The sequence below is a fragment of the Rhodococcus (subgen. Prescottella) equi genome (genome assembly GCF_003013675.1).
In the GTDB taxonomy this organism is placed as follows: Bacteria; Actinomycetota; Actinomycetes; order Mycobacteriales; family Mycobacteriaceae; genus Prescottella; species Prescottella equi.
The window spans coordinates 3214159-3239818 of sequence record NZ_CP027793.1; the positions used below are offsets into that span (position 1 = coordinate 3214159).

The 25660-nt window shown below is 69.1% G+C and carries 24 protein-coding genes; 14 read left to right on the forward strand and 10 right to left on the reverse strand.

Features of this window, described 5'->3' with window-relative positions:
* Positions 1-35 precede the first annotated feature (35 nt).
* Positions 36-1151, reverse strand: coding sequence for a glycine cleavage system aminomethyltransferase GcvT (gene gcvT, locus C7H75_RS14980; protein ID WP_106851532.1), 1116 nt, complete (start codon positions 1149-1151; stop codon positions 36-38).
* Positions 1152-1254: 103 nt separating this feature from the next.
* Between gcvT and C7H75_RS14985 the strand changes: the two genes are divergently transcribed.
* A complete protein-coding gene (locus C7H75_RS14985; RefSeq protein ID WP_041674301.1) occupies positions 1255-2781 on the forward strand; it encodes a leucyl aminopeptidase in 1527 nt (508 codons plus the stop codon).
* 68 nt (positions 2782-2849) lie between these two features.
* Here the strand turns inward: C7H75_RS14985 and C7H75_RS14990 are convergent, their stop codons facing one another.
* On the reverse strand, positions 2850-3191 hold the full coding sequence (locus C7H75_RS14990) for a hypothetical protein (protein ID WP_005512454.1): 342 nt from the start codon (positions 3189-3191) through the stop codon (positions 2850-2852).
* 305 nt (positions 3192-3496) lie between these two features.
* On the opposite strand from C7H75_RS14990, the gene sucB reads away from it, so the two are divergent.
* The 5 genes from sucB to C7H75_RS15015 all read left to right on the forward strand — a co-directional run bounded on the left by sucB (position 3497) and on the right by C7H75_RS15015 (position 8926).
* The gene (sucB, locus tag C7H75_RS14995) at positions 3497-5257 is read left to right on the forward strand and encodes a 2-oxoglutarate dehydrogenase, E2 component, dihydrolipoamide succinyltransferase (protein WP_106851533.1); all 1761 of its coding nucleotides are present in this window, start codon (positions 3497-3499) and stop codon (positions 5255-5257) included.
* Between the two features lie 108 nt (positions 5258-5365).
* Positions 5366-6256, forward strand: a complete 891-nt coding sequence (locus C7H75_RS15000; protein WP_106851534.1) for a TIGR01777 family oxidoreductase — start codon at positions 5366-5368, stop codon at positions 6254-6256.
* A gap of 11 nt (positions 6257-6267) precedes the next feature.
* Positions 6268-7041, forward strand: coding sequence for a lipoyl(octanoyl) transferase LipB (gene lipB / locus C7H75_RS15005; protein ID WP_106851535.1), 774 nt, complete (start codon positions 6268-6270; stop codon positions 7039-7041).
* Positions 7042-7093: 52 nt separating this feature from the next.
* Positions 7094-8110: a lipoyl synthase gene (lipA, locus tag C7H75_RS15010; RefSeq protein WP_013416407.1), complete on the forward strand. Its 1017-nt coding sequence runs from the start codon at positions 7094-7096 to the stop codon at positions 8108-8110.
* A 60-nt stretch (positions 8111-8170) separates the two neighbouring features.
* Complete coding sequence (locus C7H75_RS15015) at positions 8171-8926, forward strand: DUF4191 domain-containing protein (RefSeq protein ID WP_005512441.1); 756 nt, start codon at positions 8171-8173, stop codon at positions 8924-8926.
* Positions 8927-9021: 95 nt separating this feature from the next.
* On the opposite strand, the gene C7H75_RS15020 is transcribed toward C7H75_RS15015, so the two are convergent.
* The gene (locus C7H75_RS15020; RefSeq protein WP_005512439.1) at positions 9022-9495 is read right to left on the reverse strand and encodes an RDD family protein; all 474 of its coding nucleotides are present in this window, start codon (positions 9493-9495) and stop codon (positions 9022-9024) included.
* Positions 9496-9746: 251 nt separating this feature from the next.
* Here C7H75_RS15020 and glnA point away from each other — a divergent pair, with 251 nt between their 5' ends.
* Together glnA and C7H75_RS15030 are read left to right on the forward strand one after the other, a co-directional pair.
* Entirely contained in the window at positions 9747-11183 is a 1437-nt protein-coding gene (gene glnA, locus C7H75_RS15025) for a type I glutamate--ammonia ligase (protein WP_005512438.1), read from the forward strand.
* A gap of 180 nt (positions 11184-11363) precedes the next feature.
* Entirely contained in the window at positions 11364-12401 is a 1038-nt protein-coding gene (locus tag C7H75_RS15030) for a beta-ketoacyl-ACP synthase III (protein ID WP_106851536.1), read from the forward strand.
* A gap of 77 nt (positions 12402-12478) precedes the next feature.
* Here the strand turns inward: C7H75_RS15030 and C7H75_RS15035 are convergent, their stop codons facing one another.
* The 5 genes from C7H75_RS15035 to C7H75_RS15055 form a co-directional block, all read right to left on the reverse strand.
* A complete protein-coding gene (locus C7H75_RS15035) occupies positions 12479-12979 on the reverse strand; it encodes a C40 family peptidase (protein WP_005512434.1) in 501 nt (166 codons plus the stop codon).
* 388 nt (positions 12980-13367) lie between these two features.
* Positions 13368-13670, reverse strand: a complete 303-nt coding sequence (locus tag C7H75_RS15040) for a putative quinol monooxygenase (RefSeq protein WP_005512431.1) — start codon at positions 13668-13670, stop codon at positions 13368-13370.
* A gap of 115 nt (positions 13671-13785) precedes the next feature.
* The gene (locus C7H75_RS15045; protein WP_106851537.1) at positions 13786-14895 is read right to left on the reverse strand and encodes an LLM class flavin-dependent oxidoreductase; all 1110 of its coding nucleotides are present in this window, start codon (positions 14893-14895) and stop codon (positions 13786-13788) included.
* Positions 14892-15740, reverse strand: coding sequence for a hydroxyethylthiazole kinase (gene thiM, locus C7H75_RS15050; protein ID WP_005512428.1), 849 nt, complete (start codon positions 15738-15740; stop codon positions 14892-14894). The genes C7H75_RS15045 and thiM overlap by 4 nt, the downstream gene beginning before the upstream one ends.
* Positions 15741-15799: 59 nt before the next feature.
* Positions 15800-16702, reverse strand: coding sequence for a sulfurtransferase (locus C7H75_RS15055; protein WP_084922987.1), 903 nt, complete (start codon positions 16700-16702; stop codon positions 15800-15802).
* Between the two features lie 119 nt (positions 16703-16821).
* On the opposite strand from C7H75_RS15055, the gene C7H75_RS15060 reads away from it, so the two are divergent.
* The 6 genes from C7H75_RS15060 (at position 16822) to C7H75_RS15085 (ending at position 22003) form a co-directional block, all read left to right on the forward strand.
* The gene (locus C7H75_RS15060; RefSeq protein WP_005512425.1) at positions 16822-17508 is read left to right on the forward strand and encodes a GntR family transcriptional regulator; all 687 of its coding nucleotides are present in this window, start codon (positions 16822-16824) and stop codon (positions 17506-17508) included.
* Between the two features lie 205 nt (positions 17509-17713).
* Positions 17714-18874 carry an ABC transporter substrate-binding protein gene (locus tag C7H75_RS15065; protein WP_106851538.1) on the forward strand — a complete coding sequence of 387 codons (1161 nt, stop codon included), beginning with the start codon at positions 17714-17716 and terminating at the stop codon, positions 18872-18874.
* Positions 18855-19916, forward strand: coding sequence for a FecCD family ABC transporter permease (locus C7H75_RS15070; protein ID WP_106851539.1), 1062 nt, complete (start codon positions 18855-18857; stop codon positions 19914-19916). Before C7H75_RS15065 ends, C7H75_RS15070 begins: the two co-directional genes overlap by 20 nt.
* Entirely contained in the window at positions 19909-20694 is a 786-nt protein-coding gene (locus tag C7H75_RS15075; protein WP_064059002.1) for an ABC transporter ATP-binding protein, read from the forward strand. Before C7H75_RS15070 ends, C7H75_RS15075 begins: the two co-directional genes overlap by 8 nt.
* Positions 20691-21326: a hypothetical protein gene (locus C7H75_RS15080; RefSeq protein WP_106851540.1), complete on the forward strand. Its 636-nt coding sequence runs from the start codon at positions 20691-20693 to the stop codon at positions 21324-21326. The genes C7H75_RS15075 and C7H75_RS15080 overlap by 4 nt, the downstream gene beginning before the upstream one ends.
* Positions 21323-22003: a hypothetical protein gene (locus C7H75_RS15085; protein WP_081205761.1), complete on the forward strand. Its 681-nt coding sequence runs from the start codon at positions 21323-21325 to the stop codon at positions 22001-22003. The genes C7H75_RS15080 and C7H75_RS15085 overlap by 4 nt, the downstream gene beginning before the upstream one ends.
* A gap of 89 nt (positions 22004-22092) precedes the next feature.
* Here C7H75_RS15085 and C7H75_RS15090 read toward each other — a convergent pair whose 3' ends face one another.
* Positions 22093-22593, reverse strand: coding sequence for a hypothetical protein (locus C7H75_RS15090; RefSeq protein ID WP_106852021.1), 501 nt, complete (start codon positions 22591-22593; stop codon positions 22093-22095).
* A gap of 14 nt (positions 22594-22607) precedes the next feature.
* On the reverse strand, positions 22608-25622 hold the full coding sequence (locus C7H75_RS15095; RefSeq protein WP_013416419.1) for a bifunctional [glutamine synthetase] adenylyltransferase/[glutamine synthetase]-adenylyl-L-tyrosine phosphorylase: 3015 nt from the start codon (positions 25620-25622) through the stop codon (positions 22608-22610).
* Positions 25623-25660 lie beyond the last annotated feature (38 nt).

The following is a 25660-nucleotide window of genomic DNA, read 5'->3' on the forward strand; positions in this document are numbered from 1 at the left end:
ACGGAGTTTCGCCGCTTTTTCCCTGGTGCCGAGCGTTACCTGGTGTGGACCGGCACGAACGGCGGCGTGACGACCTCGCATCGGAGGCTACGCCCGCGCACGTCGACGGAGATCTCGTCGCCCGCCGCCACCCCGGAGGCAGTGTCGAGCAACGCCAGAGCGATCCCCACCTTGAGCGTCGGCGAGAAGGTGCCCGACGTGGTCTCGCCGATCGACGCACCGTCCTTCGACACGGTCTGTCCCTGCCGCAGAACGCCGCGGTCGAGCGCCTTGATGCCCCACATCCGCCGGGCCGGACCCGCGGCCTTCTCCGCGGTCAGCGCGTCGCGACCCCAGAACTGCGGCTTGGCCCAGGCGATGGCCCAGCCGCAACGCGCCTGCAAGGGCGAGATGTCGAGCGAGAGTTCGTGTCCGTGCAGCGGGTATCCGGCCTCGGTACGCAGGGTGTCGCGGGCACCGAGCCCGGCGACCTCACCGCCCTGCGCGCGCACGGCATCGATCAGTGCCCGGAACAGTGCCTCGGCGTCGGCCCAGCGCGGCAGCAACTCGAAGCCGCGCTCACCGGTGTAGCCGCTCCGGCACACCCGGACCGGGACGCCGTGCCAGTCCATGTCCGCGAAACCCATGTAGTCGATGTCGGCGATCGCGATGTCACCGCGCAGGTCCAGCGCCGCGAGGACCTCGCCCGCCTTGGGTCCCTGCACCGCGAACACCGCGTAGTCGCGGTGCTGGTCGGTGATCTCGATTCCCTCGGGCGCGGCCGCCTGCAGTCGCGCGACGACGTCGGCGGTGTTGGCCGCGTTCGGGACGAGGAACACCTCGTCGTCGGCGACGTAGTAGGCGATCAGGTCGTCGACGACGCCGCCGGTCTCCGTGCAGCACAACGTGTACTGGGCCTGGCCGGGGCCGATCTTGCCGAGGTCGGCGGTGAGTGTCGCGTTGACGAAGTCGGCGGCGCCGGCGCCCGCGACGAGCGCCTTGCCCAGGTGGCTGACGTCGAACAGGCCGACCGCCTCGCGGACCGCGGTGTGCTCGGCGACGGTGCCGGCGTACGAGACGGGCATCTCCCAGCCGCCGAACGGGGCGAAGGTGGCGCCGAGGTCGACGTGAACGGAGTGGATGGGTCCCTGCAGCAGCTGCTCGTCGCTCATGGGCGACAACGCTAGCCGACGCCGCCTGCACGTCCGTACCGCATTCCGGGCACTAACATCGGATTTCGGCAAGCCCCTTTTTCTTCCTTCCCCACCGCAGGAGATGCCCGTGCCCGCAACCTCGTCCCCCATTCGCCCCCTGGGCCCCGAACTGGCTCCGGTCGGATCGATCGGAAAGCGGGCCGACGTGCTCGTGATCGGTCTGACGGCCGGATCCGACGGACCGGAGGCGCTCGTCGGCGCCGGCGTGGACGAGGAAGTGTTGGCCGGGCTCCTCGACGACCTGCAGGCCGTCGGCGCGACCGGCAAGGCCGAGGAACTCACTCGCGTCCCCGCCCCGGCCGCACTGGCGGTGTCGAGCGTGCTCGCCGTCGGACTGGGCGCAGCCGACAAGATCGACGGCGAGCAGGTCCGCAAGTCGGCCGGCGTGGCCGCTCGTGCACTGACCGGTGTCGCAACCGCCTCCACCACGCTGTCGGCCGTCGACCTCGGTGCCGCCGCGGAGGGCTTCTACCTGGGGGCGTACAGCTACAGCGAATTCAAGGCGAAGTCGGCGCCGGGCGCCGGCGCGCAGCCGCTCGCCCGCGTCGAACTGCTCGTCGAGGCACCGCGGGCGAAGTCCACGAAGGACACGCTGGCCCGCTCGATCGCCGTCGCCGAGGCCGTCGCCACTGCGCGTGAGCTCGTCAACACCCCGCCGAGCCACCTGTTCCCGGCCGAGTTCGCCGCCCGCGCCAAGGCCCTCGGCTCCGCCGCCGGGCTGACCGTCAAGGTCCTCGACGAGAAGGCACTCGCGAAGGCCGGTTTCGGTGGCATCGTCGGTGTCGGTCAGGGCTCGTCCCGCCCGCCGCGCCTGGTGCAGATGACGTACTCGTCCGGCAAGCGCCGCGGAGTCAAGAAGGTCGCACTGGTCGGCAAGGGCGTCACGTTCGACACCGGCGGCATCTCCATCAAGCCTGCTGCCGGCATGGAGAACATGACCTCCGACATGGGCGGTGCGGCCGCCGTCGTCGCCACGGTCGTGCTGGCCGCCAAGCTGCGCCTGCCCGTCGACGTCACGGCGTGGGTGCCGATGGCGGAGAACATGCCGTCGGCGACGGCGCAACGTCCCGGCGACGTGCTCACCCAGTACGGCGGCACCACCGTCGAGGTGATCAACACCGACGCCGAGGGCCGCCTGATCCTGGCCGACGCGATCGCCCGCGCCTGCGAGGACGAGCCCGACTACCTGATCGACACCGCGACGCTGACCGGCGCGCAGATGGTGGCCCTGGGCAACCGCACCGCGGGCGTCATGGGCACCGACGACTTCCGCGACCGCGTCGCCACGATCTCGCAGGAGATCGGCGAGAACGCGTGGCCGATGCCGATGCCGTCGGAGCTGCGCGCCGACCTGAACTCGCGGGTCGCCGACCTCGCGAACGTCACCCCACACCGGTGGGGCGGCATGCTCGCCGCCGCCATCTTCCTGAAGGAGTTCGTCGCCGACGACGTGCAGTGGGCGCACATCGACGTCGCCGGACCGGCGTTCAACACCGGCGGCCCGTTCGGCTACACCGGCAAGGGCGGCACCGGTGTCCCGGTTCGGACGATGATCTCGGTGATCGAGGACATCGCTGCCAACGGCTAGGCGCTCCGCGCCCGTGCGCCCTTCTGGTAGCCGCGACTACCGAAAAGGCGCACGGGTGGCGCAGCCGCCTACAGTTCGCGCTGCCGTTCCCGCTTGCGTTCGATCCGGCGCCGGTTGTCGTAGTCGCGCATGCGCTGCGGGTATCCGGTCTTGCGCACGTCGTAGACGGGGATCTTCAGGTCCTGGCCGAGTTTGCGGGCGCCCCGCTCGCCGCCGACCTTGCGCCGCGTCCATTCGCCGTCGTACGCGACGAGCACGACGGTCAACTCGGTCACCGTGGTCTCGGGTTCGATGTAGGCCTCGACGCCGCGGTGCGAAGCCGCCCAGTCCGCCAGGTGACGCGCGTCGGACTCGACCCCCGCCCTCGGACGCGCCCCACCCCGGCGCGTGAATCGGTCGAACAACCCCACGTGAACTCTCCTCCCGGCGCTTCGCGGACGACTCCGCAGCGATCTGTCCGATTTTGCCAGCCCGTGACAGCAGCGACGAGGAAATTCACGTGACACGCCCCTCGCACGACGCGCCCAGGGCATCAATGAAAGGATGGGCGGAGGCGCCGCACGACGGGTCCGAAGCGCAGCACACCGCCGGAGTGAGGCGCCTCGGAAACGTCGTACAACGCCGCCGGAACCGTGCTTCTCGAGCACAATGGTTTTCGACCACAAGTCGACAAAACTCAACAAACCCGAACACAACCGTCGAGGAGTCAAAAGAAATGGCCTTCTCCGTCCAGATGCCAGCCCTGGGTGAATCCGTCACCGAGGGAACTGTCACGCGGTGGCTCAAGCAGGAAGGGGACACGGTCGAAGTAGACGAGCCGTTGCTCGAAGTCTCCACCGACAAGGTCGACACCGAGATCCCGTCGCCCGCTGCCGGCGTCCTGACGAAGATCGTCGCGCAGGAGGACGACGTCGTCGACATCGGTGGCGAGCTGGCCGTGATCGGTGAGGCCGGCGAGGCGCCTGCCGCCGAGGCCACTCCCGCTCCCGCCGCCGAGGAGACTCCGGCCCCCGCCGAGGAGACTCCGGCTCCCGCCGCCGAGTCTGCACCGGCTCCGGCCGCCGAGCCCGCCGCTGCTCCTTCCGACGGTTCCTCGTCCGGCACCCCGGTCACGATGCCGGAGCTGGGCGAGTCGGTCACCGAGGGCACCGTCACCCGCTGGCTCAAGGCCGTCGGTGACGAGGTTGCCGTCGACGAGCCCCTCCTCGAGGTCTCGACGGACAAGGTCGACACCGAGATCCCGTCGCCCGTCGCCGGTGTGCTGCTCGAGATCAGCGCGCAGGAGGACGACGTCGTCGACGTGGGCGGCCAGCTCGCCGTCATCGGCTCCGGGGCTCCGGCGGCCGCTGCCCCGGCCGCTCCGGCTCCCGCACCCGAGCCCACCCCGGCTCCCGCACCCGAGCCCACCCCGGCACCGGCACCCGAGCCCACCCCGGCTCCCGCCGCTGCTGCTCCGGCTCCGGCTGCCGCACCGGCCGCCCCCGCTGCTGCTCCCGCCCCGGCCGCCGCACCGACCCAGTCGACCGACAACGCGCCGTACGTCACCCCGCTCGTGCGCAAGCTCGCCGCCGACAACAACGTCGACCTGTCGAAGGTCTCGGGCACGGGCGTCGGTGGACGCATCCGCAAGCAGGACGTCCTCGCGGCCGCCGACGCAGCCAAGGCTCCCGCCGCCGCTCCGGCTGCAGCCGCCCCCGCTGCCGCTGCTCCGGCCCCCACCGCGACCGCGGGTGTGCGTCCGGAACTCGCGCACCTGCGTGGCACCACGCAGAAGGTCAACCGGATCCGTCAGATCACGGCCGTCAAGACCCGCGAATCGCTGCAGAGCACCGCTCAGCTGACCCAGACCTTCGAGGTCGACGTCACCCGGATCGCGGCGCTGCGTGCGCAGGCGAAGGCCGACTTCGCCGAGCGCGAGGGCGTCAACCTGACGTTCCTGCCGTTCTTCGCGAAGGCCGTCGTCGAGGCCCTCAAGGTTCACCCGAACGTGAACGCGAGCTACAACGAGGACGCCAAGGAGATCACGTACCACGCTGCCGAGCACCTGGGCATCGCGGTCGACACCGAGCAGGGCCTGCTCTCGCCGGTCATCCACAACGCTGGCGACCTGTCGCTGGCCGGCCTGGCCCGCGCGATCGCCGACATCGCCAAGCGTGCCCGCACCGGTGGCCTCAAGCCGGACGAGCTGTCCGGTGGCACCTTCACGATCACCAACATCGGTAGCCAGGGCGCCCTGTTCGACACCCCGATCCTGGTGCCGCCGCAGGCTGCGATGCTGGGCACCGGCGCGATCGTCAAGCGCCCGGTCGTGGTCCAGGACGAGAACGGCAACGAGTCCATCGGCGTCCGCTCGATGTGCTACTTGCCGCTCACCTACGACCACCGCCTGGTCGACGGCGCGGATGCGGGTCGTTTCCTGACCACCATCAAGCAGCGCCTCGAGGAGGCGTCGTTCGAGGCCGATCTGGGCCTGTGAGGTCCCGCGGATCGCGAACGCCACACGAATGACCGCCGAGGGGCACCACTTCCACACGAAGTGGTGCCCCTCGGCGTATCGGCAGGAGCCGTCGAAGGAGGAGAACACATGCGGATCGTCGTCGCCGGGTCGTCGGGACTGATCGGGAACGCGCTCGTCACATCGCTGCACGCGGACGGCCATGAGGTGACCCGACTGGTGCGCAGACGGCCGTCGAGTCCCGACGAGTCCCAGTGGGATCCCGGACGTGGGCAGCTCGACGACGAGGTGCTGCGCGGCACCGACGCGGTCGTCAACCTGTGCGGCGCCGGGATCGGCGACAAGCGCTGGTCGGGGGCCTACAAGCAGGAACTGCGCGACAGTCGGCTCACCACGACGGACGTGCTCGCCCACGCGGTCGCCGAGGCCGGCGTTCCGGTGCTCCTCAACGGCAGCGCGATCGGCTACTACGGCGACACCGGTGACCGGATCGTCGACGAGCGTTCACCGGCCGGCGGCGGGTTCCTCGCAGATCTCTGCCGGGACTGGGAGGCCACTGCGCGGGCGAGTGCGGCCGGTGTCCGCGTCGTGAACCTGCGGACCGCGACGGTGCTCTCCCCCACCGGGGGCATGCTCGGCAAGTTGCGTCCACTGTTCTCGCTGGGCCTCGGTGGACGTCTGGGCAGCGGCCGGCAGTACCTGTCGTGGATCTCCCTCGCCGACGAGGTGGCCGCGATCGAGTTCGCACTCACCCACGACGACGTTCGCGGGCCCGTGGACCTGTGCGCGCCCGAACCGGTCACCAACACGGCCTTCACGTCGGCGATGGGTCACGCACTGCACCGGCCGACCCCGTGGATCGTGCCGGGCTTCGCAGTGTCCGCACTGGTCGGCGAGTTCGCGCGGGAGGCCGTCCTGACCGGACAGCGGGCGGTCCCGAAAGTGCTGACGGACGCCGGTTTCGACTTCCGGCACCGCACGATCGAGGACGCTCTCGGATACGCATTCGGTCAGGCGTAACGTCTTCGATCATGAGCAGTGTCTTCGCGGCGGCCACGAGCACGGCCCGCTCCAGTTCCCAGCCGATGGTCGTCGAGCAGCTCGGGCGCATCGACTACATGGAGGCGTGGGATCGCCAGCGCGTGATCGCCACCGCGCGGGCGGACGACGAGGGTGCCGACACGCTGCTGCTGCTCGAGCATCCCGCCGTGTACACCGCGGGTAGGCGCACCGCGCCGGAGGACCGTCCCGCCGACGGCACACCCGTCATCGACGTCGACCGCGGCGGCAAGATCACGTGGCACGGTCCGGGTCAGCTGGTCGGCTATCCGATCGTCAAACTCGCCGAGCCGGTCGACGTCGTCGGGTACGTCCGCCGGATCGAGGAGGCGCTCATCGCGGTGTGCACCGACCTGGGCCTGACGTGCGGACGGGTCGAGGGCCGATCCGGGGTGTGGCTGCCCGCGGCGCTGGTCGACGGCAACTGGCTGCCCGAGCGGAAGGTGGCCGCGATCGGGGTGCGGGTGCAGCGCGGCGTCACGATGCACGGTTTCGCCCTCAACTGCAACGCCGAACTCGACGGGTTCGACAACATCGTCCCGTGCGGCATCACCGACGCCGGGGTGACGACCCTGTCGCGGGAGCTCGGGCGCGACGTGACCGTCGACGACGTCGCGCCCGCCGTGATCGCGGCAGTACAGGCGGCGCTCGACGGCGCCTTGCCGGTGACCGCCCACGACATCGAACGGGTGACCTTCGACACGGGCGCGGCGGCCCCCGAGTTCACGACCGTGCGGTTCGGTTGAGGCCTGCCGCCCAGCCCGGAGCGACGGTTCGGTCAGGCGTACGATCGACGGCGTGACTGTCGCCCCAGAAGGACGGAAGCTGCTCCGCATCGAGACCCGAAATGCGGAAACTCCGATCGAACGCAAGCCCAACTGGATTCGGACCCGCGCGAAGATGGGCCCGGAGTACACCGAGCTCAAGGGCCTGGTGAAGAACGAAGGCCTGCACACGGTCTGCGAGGAAGCCGGCTGCCCCAACATCTACGAGTGCTGGGAGGACCGGGAGGCGACGTTCCTCATCGGCGGCGAGCAGTGCACGCGCCGTTGCGATTTCTGCCAGATCGACACCGGCAAGCCGGCCGCGCTCGATCGTGACGAGCCGCGCCGGGTCGCCGAGAGCGTCAAGGCGATGGGTCTGCGCTACTCGACCATCACCGGTGTGGCCCGCGACGACCTGCCCGACGGCGGCGCCTGGCTGTACGCGGAGACCGTGCGTCAGATCCACGCGATGAACCCGGGCACCGGTGTCGAGAACCTGATCCCCGACTTCAACGGCAAGCCCGATCTGCTGGCCGAGGTGTTCGAGTCCCGTCCCGAGGTGCTCGCGCACAACCTGGAGACCGTGCCACGCATCTTCAAGCGGATCCGCCCGGCGTTCCGCTACGAGCGCTCACTCGGCGTGATCACGGCGGCCCGTGAATTCGGCCTGGTGACCAAGTCGAACCTCATCCTCGGTATGGGCGAGACCCCCGAGGAGGTCCAGCAGGCGATGGTCGACCTGCACGAGGCGGGCTGCGACATCATCACGATCACGCAGTACCTGCGCCCCTCGCCGCGGCACCATCCGGTCGAACGGTGGGTCAAGCCCGAGGAGTTCGTCGAGCACTCGCGGGCCGCCGAGGAGATCGGATTCGCCGGTGTGATGGCCGGTCCGCTGGTGCGTTCGTCGTACCGGGCCGGCCGCCTGTACGCGCAGGCGATGGCCCGCCACGGCCGCGCCCTGCCCGAAGGCCAGGCCCACCTCGCCGAGGAGGGCAGCGCTTCCCAGGAGGCGAGCTCGGTGCTCGCGAGGCTCGCCGCCCGCGCCTGACGTGTTCTCCCCCTCACCGCGCGCGCGATAGGGCACGGTGAGGGTCGTATCCTGTGAGGTATGGCGAACGGCAGTAAGTCCGGTAAAGCGGGCAAACCAAGCAAGGAAGCGAAGGCTGCGGCGAAGGCGGCCCGCAAGCAGGCGTCCAAGGAACGCCGGACTCAGCTCTGGCAGGCGTTCCAGATGCAGCGCAAGGAAGACAAGCTGCTGCTGCCGATGATGATCGGCGCACTCGTCGCGAGTGCGCTCGTGTTCTTCCTCGTCGGGCTGATCTTCGGCATCGAGTGGTTCCTGCTGCCGATCGGCGTCCTGGTGGGCGTCCTGCTGGCCTTCATCATCTTCGGCAAGCGGGTCCAGAAGACGGTGTACGGCAAGGCCGAGGGCCAGGCCGGTGCGGCCGCGTGGGCACTCGAGAACATGCAGGGCGCGTGGCGGGTGAAGAACGCCGTCACCGGCACCGCTCAGCTCGACGCGGTGCACCGGGTGATCGGCCGTCCCGGCGTCATCCTGGTCGCCGAGGGTTCGCCGCAGCGGGTCAAGGGCCTGCTCGCGCAGGAGAAGAAGAAGACGGCCCGCCTCGTCGGCGACACCCCGATCTACGACATCGTCGTCGGCAACGACGAGGGCCAGGTTCCGCTGTCGCAGCTGGTCAAGTACCTCAACAAGCTGCCGCGCAACATCGACACCAAGCGCATGGACTCCATCGAGTCGCGTCTGGCCGCGCTCGGCAGCCGCAGTGGTGCGGCCATGCCCAAGGGTCCGCTGCCGCCCGGCGCACGGATGAAGGGCATGCAGCGCACCATCCGTCGTCGCTGATCCTTCCCACGCACGAACGCCGAATGTCACATCGGTTCAGTCGGACTGAACCGATGTGACATTCGGCGTCAACGGGCTACCTGGACAGTGACGAATCAGCGCGTGCGCACCAACGCGGTGCCGGTGGCACGGTCGTGCATGCCGCGGCCGTCGACGTCGGTGATGACCGCCGGCGCGATGAAGACGATCAGGGCCTGACGGGCCAGGGCGCGCAGGAATCCGACGGGCACGGGGCCGTCGACGCGGGCCACCTGCAGTCCCATCGCGTACTGCCCCGGAGTGAACGAGAACAGGGTGACGCAGACGAGGCCGACGACGAACCACAATCCCAGCGTGTACGTCGAGACGTAGGAGTCCCACGGCGCCTGCTGCATGAACAGCATGACCACGCCGGCCGACATGAACCAGTCGATGACGAGGGCCCCGATGCGGCGGCCGGTGGTCGCGAGCGACCCGGGGCCGTCGGCCGGAAGCCCGAGAAGTTCGCCTCGGTACGCCTGCGCCTCGGTCTGGTCCTTCGGCAGCGCCGCGGACGGTCCGGAGAGCCAGGAACCCATCATTCGTGCCATAGCGTCCAGGATAGGCGTCGACGTGCGGGTTCCGACCGGCCGTGGCACCCGGGGTGCCCTCCGTCACACTGACGGAAGTTGGCCGACCGGTGGGAATGGTCACATTCACACCCGGTCCACGGGCCGAATCCCGACGTGTAACACTGGCGAAACATAGGCTTGATTAGCGGGCAACACCGGCTCTCTACCGTCTTGCCTCGACGAAGCCGCCGCAACCCGACCGGCAGGTAACCGACTTAAGGAGCACCAACGTGGCGTTCACCACGGCCGATGAGGTCATCAAGTACATCGCCGAACAGGACATCGAGTACGTCGACATCCGATTCAGCGACCTGCCGGGCGTCCAGCAGCACTTCTCCATCCCGGCCTCCGCGTTCAACCAGGACGTGTTCGAGGACGGCCTCGCGTTCGACGGCTCTTCGGTCCGCGGCTTCCAGTCGATCCACGAGTCCGACATGATGCTCCTCCCCGACGTCGCGACCGCGCGGATCGATCCGTTCCGCAAGGCCCGCACCCTGAACATGGACTTCTTCGTCCACGATCCGTTCACCCGTGAGGCCTACAGCCGCGATCCCCGTAACGTCGCCCGCAAGGCGGAGGAGTACCTGAAGTCGACCGGCATCGCCGACACCGCGTTCTTCGGTGCCGAGGCCGAGTTCTACATCTTCGACTCGGTCCGCTACGACTCGCAGATGAACGGCGCGTTCTACGAGCTGGATTCGGTCTCCGGCGCCTGGAACACCGGCAACGACGTCAACGCCGACGGCTCCCCCAACCTCGGCTACAAGGTTCGCCCCAAGGGCGGCTACTTCCCCGTCGCACCGTACGACCACTACGTCGACCTGCGTGACGCGATCTCCACGAACCTGACGAACGCGGGCTTCGAGCTCGAGCGCGGCCACCACGAGGTGGGCACCGGTGGTCAGCAGGAGATCAACTACAAGTTCAACACCCTGCTTGCCGCTGCCGACGACCTGCAGCTGTTCAAGTACATCGTGAAGAACACCTGCTGGCAGTACGGCAAGTCGGCCACCTTCATGCCGAAGCCGCTGTTCGGTGACAACGGCTCGGGCATGCACGTGCACCAGTCGCTGTGGAAGGACGGCAAGCCGCTGTTCCACGACGAGGCCGGCTACGCGGGCCTGTCGGACATCGCTCGTTGGTACATCGGCGGCATCCTGCACCACGCGCCGTCGCTGCTGGCGTTCACCAACCCGACGATCAACTCGTACCACCGGCTGGTGCCGGGTTACGAGGCCCCCATCAACCTGGTCTACAGCCAGCGCAACCGCTCCGCCGCGGTCCGCATCCCGATCACGGGCAACAACCCGAAGGCCAAGCGCATCGAGTTCCGCGCCCCGGACTCCTCGGGCAACCCGTACCTGAACTTCGCCGCGCAGATGATGGCCGGCCTGGACGGCATCAAGAACAAGATCGAGCCGATGGCTCCGGTCGACAAGGACCTCTACGAGCTCCCGCCGGAGGAGGCCCGCAACATCCCGCAGGCGCCCACCAGCCTGTCGGCCGTCATCGACCGCCTCGAGCAGGATCACGACTACCTCACCGAGGGCGGCGTGTTCACCACCGACCTGATCGAGACCTGGATCGCGATCAAGCGCGAGCAGGAGATCGCCCCGGTCAACCTGCGTCCGCACCCGTACGAGTTCTCGCTGTACTACGACTGCTGAGTCGAATGAACCGCTGACGCCGTCGCGTCGGTAGTTCGTCGAATCGACCCGCTCCCCGATCACCGAAACGATCGCGGAGCGGGTCGATTCGTTCATGTCGGCCCAGAACCGGGCGACGTCGATCCGAGTGATGTTAGATCGGAATCATGTGGTCCGATCGGTCCACATGGAGAGGATGCCGTGCCTGCCCCCATTGCCACCGCAACTCCTGCCGCGCACGCGGCCCTCCTGGGCCTCGGCGTGTACCGGCCCCGACGTGTGGTCCCGAATTCCGAGATCGTCGACCGCATCGATTCGTCCGACGAATGGATCCGGACTCGTTCCGGCATCACGGCTCGCGGCTGGGCCGAGCCCGACGAGACCATCGTCTCGATGAGCGTCGCCGCCGCCCGCGACGCGCTCGCCGCGGCGGGACTGGTCGCCGAGCAGATCGACGCCGTCGTGCTGGCCACCTCGTCACAGATGGTGCTCGGCCCGTCGGCCGGAGCGGTCGTGGCGACGGAACTCGGCATGCAGGACACCGCCGCCTTCGACGTCTCCGCAGGTTGTGCCGGCTTCTGCTACGCGCTCGGCAACGCGGCGAGCCTCGTCCGCGCAGGGCAGGCCCGGCACGTCCTGATGATCGGCGTGGAGCGGCTGTCCGACCTACTCGATCCCACCGACCGGACGTGCGCGTTCATCTTCGCCGACGGCGCCGGTGCGGTCGTCGTCGGTCCCTCCGATTCCGAGGGGATCGGTCCGGTCGCGTGGGGTTCGGACGGGAGCCAGACCAAGGCGATCAAGCAGGACAAGGACTTCATGCAGTATTTCGCCGAGGTCGCGGCCGCCGAAGCCGCGGGTGGCAGTACGGAGCGGCCGTACATCCGGATGGACGGCCAGGCCGTCTTCCGTTGGGCCATCACTTTTCTGGAGAAGGCGTGCCGCGACGCGCTGGAGAAGGCCGGGGTCACCGCGGACGACCTGGACGCGTTCGTGCCGCACCAGGCCAACAGTCGCATCACCGACGCGCTGATCCGCACTCTGGGGCTCCCCGATTCCGTCGCGGTGGCGCGGGACATCGCCGAGAGCGGCAACACCAGCGCTGCATCGATCCCCATGGCGATGGAACAGCTCCTCCGCTCCGGCGAGGCCCGCCCCGGTGACACCGCGCTGCTGCTCGGCTTCGGCGCCGGCCTGGCCTATGCCGGGCAGGTGGTCCAGCTCCCCGCGATTTCGTAGGCAGGACAGGCAACAAAACGAGCCCGTCACTCCCTCGGGAGTGACGGGCTCGTCGGTGTCGGTGCCGAGCGCTCGACTCAGTAGCGGCTCGCGCCGGAGAAGGTCATCGAGTCCAGCGGCGAGATCTTCACGTTCTCGCCCTCGGTGGGGGCGTGCACGACACTGCCGTTGCCGATGTAGATGCCGACGTGCTCGGCGCCGTAGAAGGCGACGACGTCACCGGGCTGCAGGTTGGCCTTGGACACCGAGGTGCCGCCGCCGACCTGGTCGTAGCTGGTGCGCGGGACCGACTTACCGGCCTGCTTGTAGGCCCACTGGACCAGACCGGAGCAGTCGAACGAGCTGGGGCCGGTGGCGCCCCACACGTACGGCGAGCCGACCTTCGACTGGGCGGCGTTCGCGACGGCCTGGTTCGACCCGGCGACCGGGGTGGCCTCGATGGAGCTGCTGCCCCAGCTGGGCGCCGTGAACGGCTGCGCCATGGCGGGGGCGGCGGGAATCATGACGGCGCCGGCGGCGACAGCGCCGAGCAGCAGGCCGCGGGTGGTACGGGTCAGGCGGGTGTTCTTCAGGGCCATTCGAGGGTCCTCCGAGTCTTGCTGTGGTCCGACACTTGGTCTGGCATCGGTGTTCGGGCACAACCCAGAGTTCCGTCGTTATGGATTCGATACATCCGTAGAAGTACGCGAAGGGGTACCTGTTCAGGTAACCGGGTATACGTGGTCCGCGCCGGAGCGGCGGTGGACATCCGGCGGAAATAGAGCGCTGACCAGCAAAGAGAGGCAGGAGATCAGCCGTCTCCCACAGCTCGGAGTGACTGTGCGGTTCGTGACTCACGCGACAATACGGGCAGTGTGATCCGGACCGCGATCACCCGAGACGCACCCGACAAGCGTCGAAGTAACGGCTCGAATGTCACGCTTACATCTCCGCGGCCGACGATCGTGACGGTATCTCGACGTTGTCTCAGCCCGGTAATTTGCTCGCCAGCACGTCGACCTTGGTGATGGTGGGGTGCGCGACGAACAACTCGTCCGCGCGCGCCATGAGAGCCTGCGCGACCTTACCGGCGAGGTGCGCCTGCCGCCCCGCATCGTCGGGGAACGCGTCGAAGATGCCGAACGTGGCCGGGCCGAAACGCAGCGCGAACCACGCGGTGGTGTCCGGTTCCTCCTCAACCAGCGACAGCGCACTCTCGAGGAACTCGGCGACGGCAGCCTCCTTGCCGCGTTTCGCCTCCACTCGTACCAACAGTGCTGCGCGAACCATTCGGCACCTCCGAAGATCGTTCCCGGTACCACTCACTGTTCTCGCGCGCGCAGGCCGAGTCAACGAGGAGCGGGCGCCGCGACAAGGAGGTCACGACGCCCGCTCGCGGGTTGTCTCAGTCGAGGTCGGCGAACCGCGGAATCAGGTGCTCGGCCACCTGCTTCGCCTCGTCGATCAGCGGCCAACCGGCCAGGATCAGCGACGTCAGCCCCGTCCGCTGCTTCAGCACCCGGACGTGGTCGGTGATCTCGTCGGGGGCGCCGACGTAGTACACGGCCGACGACCCCGTCGCGAAGATATCGAGCGGCGACCACGCGGTGATGCCGGCGTACAGGCCGTCCCCGAGGTAGAGATCGTTCGGTTCGGGGAGCTTTCCGGCCACGATGGTGTCGACCCACCCCTGCCGCTGGGCGTCACGCGCGGTGAAGGTCTTCAGGTCCTGTTGCCCACCGGTCCGACGCCGCACCGCCTTGTCCAGGACGTCGGTGATCTGGTCGATTCCGGCCTTCTCGAACAGCGACCGGAACCGGTCCATCGCCTCGTCCCGGGACGGGCGGACGATCACGCCGGACAGCGCGCCGAAATCGGTGAACTCGCGTCCTGCGGCGGCCGCGGCAGCCCGCGCACCGGCGAACTTGTCCTCGATGAACGACGTCTCGCGGAGCATCACCAGGTACGCATCGAGCACCTTGCCCGAGTTCGCCAGGCCGGCCGGGGAGTCGCCGGTACCCCACAGTGGAACGTCGTGGTCGGCCAGCCCGTCGATACGCAGCGGCGTGTTCGGGAAGTTCGACTCGGTGCCCTCACGGTAGTACCGCCGGAAGTCCGCCCAGTACTGTTCCCCCAGTTCGTAGCGGCGGTCGTGTTCGACGTTCATGTCGTACTTGGTGAGGATGTTGTCGCGTCCGTTCACCGAGTTGATCATGAGGCGGCCACCGGTGAAGGCGTCGAACGTGAGCGCCTTCTCGGCGAGCAGGCGCGCCGGGATCATGTTGGCGTAGATCGCGACGAGGAACTTCATCCGGCTGGTGTGCGAGGCCGCCCATGTCGCGGAGGCGAACGGATCGTTGGACCAGGTGGCGACGAGGGCGCCGTCGAAGCCGCCGTCGTCGATGGTCTTCGCGAGTTCGATCTGACGCGCCCCGTCCACCGGGTAGAGGCCGCCGGGGCTCCACGGGAAGTCGCCGTCGGCCTGCGTGAGGTACCAGAAAGTCTTGATGCTCATCGATTTCCACCCACGATCGCCGGATCGATCGACTCGACGAGGGCACGCTCGGCGAGCGTGGCCGCGTCGACCGCAGCCAAGGCGTCGAGGTACTCGACCGCGAACGAGCCGGGGCCCGAGGACTTCTCGGCGGCGATCTCCGACGCGACCGCGACGTGCGCGTGCGCGGCGGCGAGGCCGACGAGCGGGCTGGGTGCGACCGCGAGGTAGGCCGCGACCAGGCCACCGAGCGAGCACCCGGTCGAGGTGACCCGGGGCAGCAGGTCACTGCCACCGCCGATCCGGACCCCGACGACAGCGCCGTCGGCGTCGCGGCCCACCAGGTGGTCCACCGGGCCCGAGGCCGAGACGGCGTCGGCGTGCGCGAGCAGGGCGACTGCCGCGGGCACCGCCGCGGCGGGGTCGTCGGAGCTGTCGACGCCACGGGTGTCGCCGCCGAGACCGGCGAGGGCGATGATCTCGGAGGCGTTGCCACGGATCGCGGTGGGCCGGTGCTTCAGCAGATCGACCGCCAGTCCACTACGCCACGGCAGGCCGCCGACCCCGACGGGGTCGAGCACCCACGGGGTGCCGGCATCGTGCGCGGCCTCGGCCGCGAGCGTGAAGGCTGCCGCGGTGCCGTCGTCGGGCGTGCCGAGGTTCACCAGCACGCCACCGGCGATGCGGGCGAATCCTGCTGCCTCGTGGGCGTTGTCGATGTGGGCGTTGCTGGCCCCGGCAGCGAGGACCACGTTGGTGAGGAAGTTCGCGGACACGATGTTGGTGAGCGAGTGAACGAGTGGCACCTGGGTGCGCAGCGCGTCGAGGGCGCCGGCGAGATCATCGCCGGTGATGGTGCGGTTCATGGAAATCCTTGGGGAGTGGAACGATTCGGGTGGGAGGAATCAGGACCGACGACATCGGGTCACGGTTCACCGCCGGGCAGGGTCACGAGTGGCAACGCCGGGTCGGCGGTCCACTCCTCGAGGGATCCGTCGTAGATCCTGATGTCGTGGTGGCCGGCGAGGACCAGTCCGAGGGCGGACAGGCACGCCGAGATGCCGCCACCGCAGTAGAGGACCACCGGATCGTCGGCGCCGGCGAGCGCCGCTGACGCGAGGGACCGGAGTTCCTCGACCGGCCGCAGTCGGCCCGTCTCGTCGAGCAGGCTCTTCGCCGACAGGTTCCGGCTGCCGGGGATGTGTCCGCGGCGCGAGTACCGGGTCTGCTCGGCACCGGAGAACTGGGCCGGCGCAAGCGCGCAGACCAGCGTCCCCGGCGCGCTCCCCTCGACGATCGCGACCGCATCGTGCCGGTCCGCCCATGCCGGCCGGTATTCCGTCACGTCGAGCGGCGCCGCCGCCGGGCGGACCGGAGCATCGTCCCCGACCGCGACCGGCAGATCGAGTGTGCGCCAGCGGGCCAGACCACCGTCGAGGACGCGCGCGTGAAACCCGATGCTGCGGAGCAACCACCACACCCGCGCCGCCCACGTCGTCGTGCCCTGGTCGTACAGGACGACGTCGGTGTCGGCTGTGATGCCCAGCCCGGCGAGGTCCTCGACGAGTTGCCCGACGCGGGGACGGGAGAAGTGGAGGTCGCTACCGCCGTCCGAGAGCACGGCGAGCAGATCGACGTGCCGCGAGCCCGGCACATGCGCCTCTCGCCACGCCGATGCGCCCGACGCGGGCCGGTAGTCGCCGTCGAAACGGGCAGGAGCCAGGAGGACTGTGACGTCCAGCACGACGGGCGCCGACTCCTCCCCGAGTAGGGCGGCGAGTTCCTCCGCCTGGATCAGGGCCCACGCAACGCTCGACAACTTGTACATCCTCACTACGACGATCAGCGCCCACGAACCTAAATGACGACGTGCGTATACGCAAGTATCCGACCGGCGTCGATGGCATAATCAGCGAGTCCGAAGCACAAACGACAGATGGGGCACCGATGGCACACGGGGACGACCTGACGGAACTCGGCGCACTCATACCCACCGACGCCGCCGGCCGATCCGATCAGACGTCCAGGCAGTACCTCCACCTGCGCGCCGACATCCTCGCCGGCAAGTTCCCACAGGGTGCGGCACTGCACGAGACGCAGCTGAGTGAGAAGTACGGCGCGTCCCGCACGCCGATTCGCGAGGCCTTGAACTGGCTCGCACACGACGGCCTCCTCGAACGCGCCGCGCGTGGTTTCCGAGTCCGCTCCGGCACTCCCGAGGACGTGATCGAGATCTACGCGGCGCGCGTCGCCCTCGAGTCGGAAGCCGCCGGCGCTGCCGCGATCCGGCACACCGACCTGGACATGGCCCGCCTCGACCGACTGCACAACTCCTGCTGCGGAGCCAAGGACGACAACGAGATCCGCACCGACAACTTCCGTTTCCACGAGGCGCTGTGGCAGGCCGCCCACAACACGACGATCATGACGCTGCTGGTCCGACTGACGACGCAGCTGCGGATCTACGACAGCGGACCGCCGTCGAACTACGGCGAACCCGATCTCCTCAATGCCGAGCACAGCAACATCCTCGAGGCGATCCGCGCTCGGGACGAACGGTCCGCACGGGAGCACATGCGCACCCACCTCGAGCGCAGCCGCGAGCAGCGGATCCACCTCTTCGCGAACGGCTGAGGCCGGTACGCCTCCACGGGTCCGCGGACGGTTTCGTCCGCGGACCTCGTCGTTTCGAAACCAGGCGGGGTTCCAAAACCCGACAAAGGGTACTCAGGTACGCCTTACTTTATTTATTGTAGGCTTACCTGACCTTCCGATCCCGGAAGGTTGCTGCCGTTCCTCGAACGGCCACCGAGCCAACGACTTCTGCCTGCGGAGCCCCATGTCGACCCCTCCCCGTTCCTCGAACTTCACCGCCGCGATCACCCGCCGAGACCTCATGCGCTCGATGGGGGTCGCAGCGCTCGCGCTCGGCGCCCTCGGCGTCACCGCATGCTCGAGCCGCGAGACCGTCTCCGCGACGGCCGCCGACGCCGCCACCGGCGGCGGTCCCGTCACGATCGTCGACCAGTACCGGAACACCGTCACGTTCGACACCCCGGTGGGCCGGATCGCGTCCGCCATCATCCCGGTGCCGTCGATGATCATCGGGTCGGATCAGTCCACCGCCCGCAATGTCGGCGTCAATCAGGTCGCGATCTCGATGGCTTCGAAAGGCATGCTGGGCACGATGTTCCCGCAGTTCCTCGACACCCCGGTGGTGGCGGGCAACGACTTCGTGCCGAACGTCGAGCACATCCTGAGTCTGAACCCGGACGTCGTGATCCAGTGGGGCGACAAGGGCGACGACATCGTCGCGCCGCTGCGCAACGCCGGCCTGAAGGTGATCCTGCTCAAGTACGGCACGCAGGAGGATCTCGAGGCCTGGATCCGGATCTTCGGCGAACTGCTGGGCAAGAAGGCCGAGGCCGACGCGGTGCTCGCGAAGATGGCCGACGACCGCGCGCTGGTCGAGAAGACCGCCACTGCACACGCGGCCGCGGCACCGCGGGCGCTCTACCTGTACAACGCGCCGGAGATCAAGGTCGGCGCCGACAACAGCTACATGGACTTCTGGATCGACCTGGCCGGCGGCCGGAACGTGGCATCGGGCGCCGGTAGCGGCTCCAGCCTGGGGGTCACCCGCGAGCAGGTGCTCGGCTGGGACCCGGAAGTGCTGATCCTCGGCAACTTCGAGCCGACCACCCCCGCCGACGTCTACGCCGACCCCAAGTGGGCGTCGCTGTCGGCGGTGAAGAACAAGCGCGTCTACAAGGCCCCGATCGGCGGCTTCTCGTGGGACCCGCCGTGCAATGAGTCGAACCTCATGTGGCTGTGGGTGAACTCGGTGTTCTTCCCGGACGTGAACCACGGACTGCGCGAGCGCATCCGGGAGACGTACCGCGCGCTGTACGCGTACGACGTCACCGATGCGGACGTCGACCGGGTCCTCCAGATGCCGGCCAACTCGGGTAGCGCGGGCTATGACGCCTTCCGTGCTTGAGACCGCAACCGAGCAGCGGGCGCGGCGGTCGTCGCGCTTCGTGGTGCCGGTGGTCCTCACCGTCGGGATCGTCGCAGTCGGACTGATCTCGCTGTCGGTGGGCCGGTACACCGTGCCGGTCAACGAGGTGGCCCGCATCCTGATCAACGAGGTGATCTCACTCCCCCGCACGTGGACCGACGCCGAGTCCAACGTCGTTCTCGGCGTGCGCCTTCCACGAGTCCTGCTGGGGATGCTCGTCGGCGGCGGCTTGGCGCTGGGCGGTGCCGCACTGCAGGCCGCGTTCCGCAATCCACTGGTGAGCCCGCAGATCCTGGGCGTCTCCTCGGGCGCCTCGTTCGGCGGCGTACTGGCCCTGATGTTCGGCCTGGGCTCGACGTTCCTCGTCGGCGGCGCGTTCCTGTTCGGACTCGCCGCACTCGGCATGGTGCTGCTGATCGGCCGGAGCCGGGCGGGTGGCGCGATCCTCATGATCGTCCTCGGCGGCGTGGTCACCAGCGCGTTCTTCTCGGCCCTGGTGTCGTTCATCACCTACGTCGCGGATCCGTACACGACGCTGCCGTCGATCGTGTTCTGGCTCATGGGATCCCTTGCGACCGCGGACATGGCGAAGGTGCTCGTCGCGGCGGTCCCGATCCTCGCGGGATCGGCCGTGATCATCGGACTGCGCTGGCGAATCAACATTCTCTCGCTCGGTGACGACGACGCCGCCTCGCTCGGGGTGAATCCCGGACGGCTGCGTGCCCTGCTGCTGACGATGGTGGCGCTCATGACCGCGGGCGCCGTCGCCGTGGCCGGCGTCATCGGGTGGGTCGGCCTGGTGGTTCCGCACATCGCCCGGCTGTGGGTCGGACCCGATCACCGGATCTCGATGCCCACGACGTTCGTGCTCGGTGCCGCCTACCTGACGATCATCGACACCCTCTCGCGCACGGTGAGTTCCGGCGAGATTCCGCTCGGCATCCTCACCGCGATCATCGGTGCGCCGGTATTCGTTCTGCTGCTGCGGAACTCGCGTAGACAGGCCTTCATCGATGCTTGAGATTCAGGACGCAGGTTTCCACTACCCGCGCCGGGACTGGGTGTTCCGGCACGCGAACCTGCGGATCGAGGGCGGCATCACGTCGATCCTGGGGCCCAACGGCCAGGGCAAGACGACGCTGCTCCGGTGTATTGCGGGGCTCACGCCGTTGCGCGAGGGGCGGGTGGAGCGGGACACCGCGATCGGATACGTCCCACAGGCCGCGCTGTCGAGCTTTGCGTACTCGGTCTTCGACATGGTCCTGATGGGCCGGGCGAAGAAGGTCTCGGCCTTCGCGGTGCCCGGTAGGGCCGACATCGCCCGTACCCGCGAGGTCCTGGACCGGGTCGGCATCGGCAATCTCGCTCGGCGCAGCTTCGCCGAACTGTCCGGTGGCCAGAGGCAACTGGTGCTCATCGCGCGGGCGCTCGCCTCGGACGCCACGTTCATGATCCTCGACGAGCCCGTGTCGGCCCTGGACCTGCGCAACCAGGCGAGGGTGTTGGAACTGCTGCGCGACCTCGCCGCGGACGGCATGGGCGTCCTGCTCACGACGCACCATCCGGATCATGCGCTGCACCTCGGTGGGCGCGCGGTCGTGATGTGCTCGCCCGAGGACATCCGCATCGGCGCCGTCACCGATCTCGTCACCGACGACATGCTCAGCGAGCTGTACGGCATCGACGTCGTGAGCGCCACCGTCCACGACCGCGGGGCTCCGCGCACCGTCCTCTACACCCGCTACGACACATTCACGGCCGCCGACCCGGCGGCCACCCTGCAGAAGGCTTCACGATGACTCTCGACACGACTGCGCCGCAGTCACTTCCACCGGTCCTGCACCTGGTGATGGGCACCAACACCGGCATGTCCGGCGGCACCACCGCTGCCCTCCGGGTGCAGCCCGTCGACCTGTACGACCTCGACACTCTCGACCTCGTCTCGGTGCGCGGCTTGCTGGTGAACGGCAACTGCGACCAGATCTTCCTCGAGCGCCGACGCGACCTGCTCACCGGCTTCGTCACCGGCGGCGGCCGCATCGCGATCATGGGTCACCCGCTCACCGACTTCCTGCCAGGCCTCGGCCAGTGGCGCAAGCTGCAGTACTCGGGCCCCAAGGATCTGGCGATCACCGCCGGTGAACCGCACCCGGTGTGGGAGGGTGTCGACCGCGCCGACGTCAGCTTCCGGCGCGGGGTGTCCGGCTTCTACGGTCGCGGCTACAGCCAGAAGCTGCCCGACGGCGCCGTCGTGACCAACCGCATCGGACGGCACGCGCTGCCCGTGGACTACGTGTATCCGCTCGGCGCCGGCGAGGTGCTGGTGCACGGCGGCATCGATCTGGCCGTGTACCAGGAGGATCCGAACACCTCCGCCCGCATCTTCCCGCAGCTGCTCACGTGGCTGGCCCAGCAGGAGGCACAGGCATGACCACCATCGAACCCTTCGCCCGCACCGATCGAGCCCCCCGCTCCCGGCGTCGACTCGCACTGGTACACGGTGGATCGCACTTCCACCTGCAGACGCTGAAGGACCCGGCGGTGATCGCACACCAGCCCGAGTTCCTGTACCTCGCGGACCTCGCCGACGGTGACCTCGATGCGTTCGACACCGTGATCCTCGCCGACCGCCTGCACCCCGAGTTGTTGTGTCGGCACACCGCGCAGATCCTCGCGGTCGCCGAGCGCGGCGGAACGCTCGTCGTCCTCGGCGAGAACGCGGCGCACACGTGGCTGCCCGGCGTGACGTGGACGGCGCGACCCACCAACTTCTGGTGGTGGCTCGAGGGCGAGGATCCGCTGATCCGCACCCGCAGCCCCGAACACGAGGCGTGGGAATACCTTTCGACGAAGTCGGTGATCTGGCACCACCACGGGCTGCTGCACACCGACGCGGATGTCGTGCCGCTGCTGGTGTCGGAGGAGCCCGACGAGAACGGCGACCTTCGCGACGCCGGGATGATGCTGTTCGAGGACACCGTCACCACGCCGGGCCGGATCATCGCGACCACGCTCGACCCGACGTACCACCACGGCAACAACTTCATGCCGGGCTCGACGCGCTTCCTCTACGCGCTGCTGCGCTGGCTGGACAACACCGGCAGCTGAGGCAAGCCCCCCCCCCCCACACAGCTGAAGGGTCCCTTCGTGCGCTCGGAGGCACCGAAGGGACCCTTCAGCTGTCGGAGGGGAGTTTCTCAGTCGACGTCGTAGACCTCGGTGGCCGGCACCGCCAGCAACCGGTCCGTCATCTCCTGCTTCAGCACGACCAGGCGGGACTCCTCGGCGTCGTTGCGCCCACTCCTGTTCACCAGTTCGATGAACTCGTCCGCCACGAATCCGTCGCGCACCTGCAGCGTCACGGAGGAACCGCGGTAGTCGAGCCGAAAGACGTAGTTGGCGAGTGTGCTTCCGCGCTCCGGCCGGGCCAGCGCCGGATCCACGACGTACCGACCGCCCGAGACGGCGCGCGTCACCATCTCGAACGCGTCCCGCACGCCCGGTCCGCCGTGCGCCGTGGCGATCTCCACCTCACGACGCTCGATCGGGTGCCCCTCGTCCAGCAACGGCAGCGCGCGTTCGAGCACCTTGAACGCGTGCGCCACACCGCCGGGCGCGCTGGGCCCGTGGTATCTCATCAGATCGCCGAACGTGTAGACGAGCGGTACCCCGCCCTCGACGACCGATACCTCGGACACTTCCGACCTCACGATCACTCCCCTCCGAACACCCTCTGCACCACGGCCTTCGCCCGCCGGGTGACCCGCAGGTAGTTGTCGAGGAACTCGTTGGCGTCGCCGCCCGGCCAGCCGGCCACCTGCGCGACGGCGGCGAGCACCTTGCCCGGTCCGGGCAACTGGTCGGTGGGCTTGCCGCGCACCAGCACCAGCGCGTTGCGTGCCTTGGTGGCGAGCAGCCAGGCGTCGCGCAGCAGCTCGACGTCGCTCTCGCTCAACAACTCCGCCGCACCGATGGCGTCCAGCGTCTCGAGGGTCGACGTGTTGTGCAGTGACGGGATCTCGTGCGCGTGCCGCAACTGGATCAGCTGCACGGTCCACTCGATGTCGGCGAGGCCGCCGCGACCGAGCTTGGTGTGCGTGGCCGGGTCGGCGCCGCGCGGCAACCGCTCCGAGTCGACGCGGGCCTTGATCCGCCGGATCTCCCGCACCGCCTGCTCCGACACCCCACCCTCGGGGTATCGGGTCTTGTCGATCATGTGCAGGAACCGCAGCCCGAGCTCGGCGTCCCCCGCGACCGCGTGGGCCCGCAGGAGCGCCTGCACCTCCCAGGCCTGCGCCCACTGGGCGTAGTACGCCTCGTACGACGTGAGTGTCCGCACCAGCGGGCCGCTCCGTCCCTCGGGCCGCAGGCCGATGTCCACCTCGAGCGGCGGGTCGGTACTGGGAGCGCCGAGCAGGGTCCGCACCCGGTCGCCGATCAAGTTGGCCCACTTCACCGCCCGCGTCTCGTCGACGCCCTCGTGCGGCTCGCACACGAACAGCACGTCCGCGTCGGAGCCGTAGCCGAGTTCGCCGCCGCCGAGGCGACCCATGCCGATCACCGCGAACCGCGCCGGTGCGGGCTCTCCCGCCTCCGCCTCGTGCGCGCGGATCACCGTCGCGAGCGCGGCATTGAGTACCGCCGCCCACACCGACGACAACGCCTTGCACACCTGCGGGACGTCGAGCATGCCGAGGATGTCGGCGCTCGCGACGCGCGCCAGCTCGTAGCGGCGCAGCGAGCGGGCGGCACCGATGGCCCGCACCGGGTCGACGTACCGCGCCGACGACGACAGGATGCCCCGCGCGACATCCTCGGGCTGCGGCTCGAGCAGTCGCGGACCGGACGGGCCGTCCGCGAACAGCCGGATCACGTCGGGGGCCTTGATGAGCAGGTCCGGGATGTACGCCGAGGACCCGAGCACCGTCATGAGACGCTGCGCCACGGACGCCTCGTCCCGCAGAAGCCGCAGGAACCACGTGGCGTCGACCAGGGCGTCGGACAGGCGCCGGTACGCGAGCAGGCCGGCGTCCGGATCCGGTGTGTCACCGAGCCATTCGAGCAACGTCGGCAACAGCAGGGCCTGGATGCGTCCCTTGCGGGACGCCCCACCGGTGAGGGCGGTGAGGTGGCCGAGCGCGTTCTGCGGCGCCGAGTAGCCGAGCGCGGCCAACTGGCGGACCGCGGCGTCCGGGCTCAGCCGCAGGGCTTCCTTGTCGATCCGCGCCACCGACTCGAGCAGCGGACGGTAGAACAGCTTGGCGTGCAGGCGCCGCACCCGGTGCGAGTTGCGCTTGATCTCCGCATTCAGCACCCCGAGCGCGTCGTTGCGCCCGTCGGGGCGCATGTGCGCGGCGCGAGCGAGCCAGCGCAACGCTTCCTCGTCGTCCGGCGGCGGCAGCGTGTGGGTGCGCTTGAGCTTCTGCAACTGCAGGCGGTGCTCGAGCAGGCGCAGGAACTCGTACGAGGCAGTGAGGTTCGCGGCGTCGTCGCGACCGACGTATCCCCCGGCGGCGAGAGCCGTCAGGGCGTCGACGGTGCTCTTGACCCGCAGCGACGTGTCGGCCCTACCGTGCACCAATTGCAGGAGTTGGACGGCGAATTCGACGTCCCGCAGGCTCCCGCGACCGAGCTTGAGTTCCCGCTCACGCAGTTCCGGCGGCACCGAGTTCTCGACCCGGCGGCGCATCGCCTGCACCTCCGGCACGAAGTCCTCGCGCTCGGCCGCCGTCCACACCATCGGGCCCAGGGCCTCGGTGTACTGCCGCCCCAGGTCGAGATCGCCGGTCATCGGCCGGGCCTTGAGCAGCGCCTGGAATTCCCACGTCTTGGCCCACCGCTTGTAGTACGCGATGTGCGAGTCGAGGGTGCGGACCAGCTCGCCCCGCTTGCCCTCGGGACGCAGGGCTGCGTCGACCTCGAAGAAGGCCGCCGACCCGATACGCATCATCTCGCCCGCGATGCGGCTCGAGACCGCATCGGACGGTTCCGCGACGAACACCACGTCGACGTCGCTCACGTAGTTGAGTTCCCGCGCACCGCACTTGCCCATCGCGATGACGGCGATCCGTGCCGGGCACGGCTCGTCGGGAGACACCGCGGTGACGGCGACCGCCAGGGCCGCGGTGAGCGCGGCGTCGGCCATGTCGGAAAGCTGGTGCCCCACGGTCTGATACGGGACGACGGGCTCGTTCTCGACGGTGGCGGCGAGGTCCGCAGCCGCCAGCACCATCATCTGGTCCCGATAGCACTTGCGGAGAGCGGCAATCGCTTCCGGCCCGGTGAGCTCGGCGCGGTACAGCATCGACGACGCGTTCGGGCCGGTCTCCGGGACGGCGCCGACGCACGCGAGCAGCCGCCGCGTCAGCTCTTCCTTCGACGGCAGCGTCATCTCGCCCGCCAGCAGCTTCCACGACGACGGGTCCGCGACGAGGTGGTCACCGAACGCGCTGGACGCACCGATCAGCCCGAACAGCCTGCCGCGCAGGCCCTTGTCGGTGTGCAACGCGCTGTCGAGCTCGGCCCACGCGTCGCCGAGCCCCTCCTGGATGCGCACCAGCGTGCGGAGGGCCAAATCGGCATTCGCGGCCCGCGACAAGGACCAGAGCAACTCGACCGAGTCGAGGTCGGACCAGCCGATCGCCTTCAGCTCGTCCGGAGCCGTGGGCTCCACGAGCCCCAGTCGGCCGACCCCGGGGACCGCCGAGCGAGCATACGGAGGCTTCACCGGAGCACCCCCGTCCGGACGTCGTCACCAGCGGAACA

What these genes read in the sequence shown, in the direction of transcription:
- C7H75_RS15060 (WP_005512425.1), top strand. Translation starts at nt 16,822, where the DNA reads ATGGCACACGGGGACGACCTGACGGAACTCGGCGCACTCATACCCACC.
- C7H75_RS15000 (WP_106851534.1), top strand. Translation starts at nt 5,366, where the DNA reads ATGCGGATCGTCGTCGCCGGGTCGTCGGGACTGATCGGGAACGCGCTC.
- gcvT (WP_106851532.1), bottom strand. Translation starts at nt 1,151, where the DNA reads ATGAGCGACGAGCAGCTGCTGCAGGGACCCATCCACTCCGTTCACGTC.
- C7H75_RS15085 (WP_081205761.1), top strand. Translation starts at nt 21,323, where the DNA reads ATGACCACCATCGAACCCTTCGCCCGCACCGATCGAGCCCCCCGCTCC.
- lipB (WP_106851535.1), top strand. Translation starts at nt 6,268, where the DNA reads ATGAGCAGTGTCTTCGCGGCGGCCACGAGCACGGCCCGCTCCAGTTCC.
- C7H75_RS15080 (WP_106851540.1), top strand. Translation starts at nt 20,691, where the DNA reads ATGACTCTCGACACGACTGCGCCGCAGTCACTTCCACCGGTCCTGCAC.
- thiM (WP_005512428.1), bottom strand. Translation starts at nt 15,740, where the DNA reads ATGAACCGCACCATCACCGGCGATGATCTCGCCGGCGCCCTCGACGCG.
- C7H75_RS15015 (WP_005512441.1), top strand. Translation starts at nt 8,171, where the DNA reads ATGGCGAACGGCAGTAAGTCCGGTAAAGCGGGCAAACCAAGCAAGGAA.
- C7H75_RS15070 (WP_106851539.1), top strand. Translation starts at nt 18,855, where the DNA reads ATGACGCCTTCCGTGCTTGAGACCGCAACCGAGCAGCGGGCGCGGCGG.
- C7H75_RS15075 (WP_064059002.1), top strand. Translation starts at nt 19,909, where the DNA reads ATGCTTGAGATTCAGGACGCAGGTTTCCACTACCCGCGCCGGGACTGG.
- C7H75_RS15020 (WP_005512439.1), bottom strand. Translation starts at nt 9,495, where the DNA reads ATGGCACGAATGATGGGTTCCTGGCTCTCCGGACCGTCCGCGGCGCTG.
- C7H75_RS15055 (WP_084922987.1), bottom strand. Translation starts at nt 16,702, where the DNA reads ATGTACAAGTTGTCGAGCGTTGCGTGGGCCCTGATCCAGGCGGAGGAA.
- C7H75_RS15065 (WP_106851538.1), top strand. Translation starts at nt 17,714, where the DNA reads ATGTCGACCCCTCCCCGTTCCTCGAACTTCACCGCCGCGATCACCCGC.
- C7H75_RS15045 (WP_106851537.1), bottom strand. Translation starts at nt 14,895, where the DNA reads ATGAGCATCAAGACTTTCTGGTACCTCACGCAGGCCGACGGCGACTTC.
- C7H75_RS14985 (WP_041674301.1), top strand. Translation starts at nt 1,255, where the DNA reads ATGCCCGTGCCCGCAACCTCGTCCCCCATTCGCCCCCTGGGCCCCGAA.
- C7H75_RS15035 (WP_005512434.1), bottom strand. Translation starts at nt 12,979, where the DNA reads ATGGCCCTGAAGAACACCCGCCTGACCCGTACCACCCGCGGCCTGCTG.
- C7H75_RS15040 (WP_005512431.1), bottom strand. Translation starts at nt 13,670, where the DNA reads ATGGTTCGCGCAGCACTGTTGGTACGAGTGGAGGCGAAACGCGGCAAG.
- sucB (WP_106851533.1), top strand. Translation starts at nt 3,497, where the DNA reads ATGGCCTTCTCCGTCCAGATGCCAGCCCTGGGTGAATCCGTCACCGAG.